Genomic DNA, 2665 nt, shown 5'->3' with positions numbered 1-2665 from the left:
TTCATAGTGTTTCGGTGGTCATAGCGTGAGGGAAACGCCCGGTTACATTCCGAACCCGGAAGCTAAGCCTTACAGCGCCGATGGTACTGCAGGGGGGACCCTGTGGGAGAGTAGGACACCGCCGAACAATCGTTGAGAAAGGCCCACACCTTACGGTGTGGGCCTTTTTCGTTTTTCAGGACGGCCTTTCCCAGGTGGCATTGGCATCTGCCCCTGGGAAACGCTGTTCACAGGCGTCCCGCTGCCTTCAAGGCCAGGTAGGCGTCCGCCAGCGCCGGTGCCAGGTCGTCCGGGGTCGTGTCGACGATCGTGACTCCGTGGCGGCGCAACTGCTCGGCTGTTCGGTCCCGTTCCGCCTGGGCCTGGGCTGCGGCGGCAGCCTCGTAGACGGCCTCCGGGTTGCCGCGTGCCTTGGCCATGCCGGCGATGTGCGGATCTGCCACTGACGCCACGAGGACCGTATGGCGCCGGGTGAGTTGAGGGAGTACCGGGAGCAGGCCTTCTTCGACGGGGGCCGCGTCGAGGCTTGTCAGGAGCACGATCAGGGCGCGGCGCGGGGCTGTACGGAGAGCGGTGGCGGTGAGGCCGCGGGCGTCGGTCTCGACGAGTTCGGGTTCCAGGGTGGCCATCGCGTTGACCAGGGAAGGGAGGACATCGCCTGCCGTTCTGCCCTGGACGAGGGTGCGCACGCGGCGGTCGTAGGCGAGGAGGTCGACGCGGTCGCCGGCGCGGGACGCGAGGGCGGCCAGGAGCAGAGCCGCGTCCATGGAGGCGTCGAGACGGGGAGCATCGCCCACGCGGCCCGCGGAGGTCCTGCCGGTGTCCAGGACCAGCAGGATGTGGCGGTCGCGTTCCGGACGCCAGGTGCGTACGGCGACTGCGGACTGACGGGCTGTGGCGCGCCAGTCGATGGAGCGGGTGTCATCCCCGGGAACGTACTCGCGGAGGCTGTCGAACTCCGTGCCCTCGCCTCGTGTCAGGACGCTGGTGCGGCCGTCGAGTTCACGCAGGCGGGCCAGCTTGGAGGGCAGGTGCTTGCGGCTGGTGAACGGGGGCAGGACCCGTACCGTCCAGGGGACCTTGTGGCTGCCCTGGCGGGCGAACAGGCCCAGAGGACCGTATGAGCGGATGGTGACGCGGTCCGCTTGGCGGTCGCCCCGGCGTGTGGGGCGCAGGCGGGTCGTGACGCGTCGGCGTTCGCCCGGGGGGATCGTGAGGCGGTGGCGGGAGGCGGCCACCTCGGTACCTGGCTGCCAGCTGCTCGGAGGCCAGGCGTCGCGGAGGCGGGCGCGCAGGGGGCGGTTGGACGGGTTGGTGACCGTGAGGGTGACGTCCGCCGTTTCGCCCAGGCGCGCGGAGGTGTCGCCGGAGCGGGACAGGCCCAGGCGGCGTACGGGCGCGGCGAGAGCGAAGTCGCAGGCGCAGGCCAGCGCCAGAGGGGCGTTCACGGCGAGGATGCCCGTCCAGCTGGGTACCCAGATGCCGACGGGGAGGGAGCCGAGGGCCGCGAGGAGCGCGGCGCGTCCGGTGAGCGCCATCAGCGGGGGACAGGGACGTGGGTGAGGATCGCGTTGATCACCGAGTCGGCCGTCACGCCTTCCATCTCGGCCTCCGGGCGCAGCTGGACGCGGTGGCGCAGCGTCGGGAGGGCGAGGGCCTTCACGTCGTCCGGGATGACGTAGTCGCGGCCCGTGAGCCAGGCCCAAGCGCGTGAGGTCGCGAGGAGGGCTGTGGCGCCGCGCGGGGAGACGCCGAGGGTGAGGGACGGGGATTCGCGGGTGGCGCGGCAGATGTCCACGACGTAGCCGGTGATCTCGGGGGAGACCGTGGTCTTGGCGACCGAGGCGCGGGCGGCTTCCAGGTCTGCCGCGTTCGCGACGGGGCGTACGCCGGCGGCGCGCAGGTCGCGTGGGTTGAAACCCTCCGCGTGACGGGTGAGGACGTTGATCTCGTCCTGGCGGGAGGGGAGCGGGATCGTGAGTTTGAGGAGGAAACGGTCCAGCTGGGCTTCGGGGAGGGGGTACGTGCCCTCGTACTCGACGGGGTTCTGGGTCGCGGCGACCAGGAAGGGGTCCGGGAGGGGGCGCGGGGTGCCGTCGACCGTGACCTGGCGTTCCTCCATGGCTTCCAGGAGCGACGACTGGGTCTTGGGCGGCGTGCGGTTGATCTCGTCGGCGAGGAGCAGGTTGGTGAAGACCGGGCCGGGCTGGAAGGAGAACTCGGCGGTGCGGGTGTCGTAGACGAGGGATCCGGTGACGTCGCTCGGCATCAGGTCAGGGGTGAACTGGACGCGCTTGGTGTCGAGTTCGAGGGCCGATGCCAGGGCGCGGACGAGGAGTGTCTTGGCGACTCCGGGGACTCCTTCGAGGAGGACGTGGCCGCGGCAGAGGAGGGCGACGACGAGGCCGGTCACCGCGGGATCCTGGCCGACCACGGCCTTGGCGATCTCGGCGCGCAGGGCTTCCAGGGAGGAGCGGGCGGCGCCCGGGTCCCCGGCGTACCCGGCGTTGTCAGTGGTCGGGTCCATCATGGACGGCGTACCTCTCTTTCGAGGGCGTCGAGTTGGTCGGCGAGGGCGATCAGTGCTGCGTCGTCGCCTGGCGGTGGGCCGAAGAGGAGGGCGTGCAGGGCCTGTCCGTCTCCGTGGTGGTGGAGGTGGGTGGAC

General features: G+C 70.8%; 2 protein-coding genes, 1 rRNA gene and 1 pseudogene. 1 reads left to right on the top strand and 3 read right to left on the bottom strand.

Annotated elements, in window-relative coordinates; genetic code table 11:
• The first annotated feature begins 10 nt into the window (after positions 1-10).
• Positions 11-127, top strand: a 5S ribosomal RNA gene (gene rrf, locus FNH08_RS48625).
• A 100-nt stretch (positions 128-227) separates the two neighbouring features.
• Here rrf and FNH08_RS48620 read toward each other — a convergent pair.
• The 3 genes and pseudogenes from FNH08_RS48620 to FNH08_RS48610 all read right to left on the bottom strand — a co-directional run.
• A complete protein-coding gene (locus FNH08_RS48620; protein WP_152778297.1) occupies positions 228-1538 on the bottom strand; it encodes a DUF58 domain-containing protein in 1311 nt (436 codons plus the stop codon).
• The gene (locus FNH08_RS48615; protein ID WP_152778296.1) at positions 1538-2527 is read right to left on the bottom strand and encodes an AAA family ATPase; all 990 of its coding nucleotides are present in this window, start codon (positions 2525-2527) and stop codon (positions 1538-1540) included. The genes FNH08_RS48620 and FNH08_RS48615 overlap by 1 nt, the downstream gene beginning before the upstream one ends.
• Positions 2527-2665 (bottom strand): annotated as a pseudogene (locus tag FNH08_RS48610) (DUF4350 domain-containing protein); the annotation flags it as partial. The pseudogene FNH08_RS48610 and the gene FNH08_RS48615, both read right to left, overlap by 1 nt.

Source organism: Streptomyces spongiae (assembly GCF_009377185.1).
Classification (GTDB): domain Bacteria; phylum Actinomycetota; class Actinomycetes; order Streptomycetales; family Streptomycetaceae; genus Streptomyces; species Streptomyces spongiae.
This window is presented reverse-complemented; position numbering and strand designations above follow the sequence as displayed.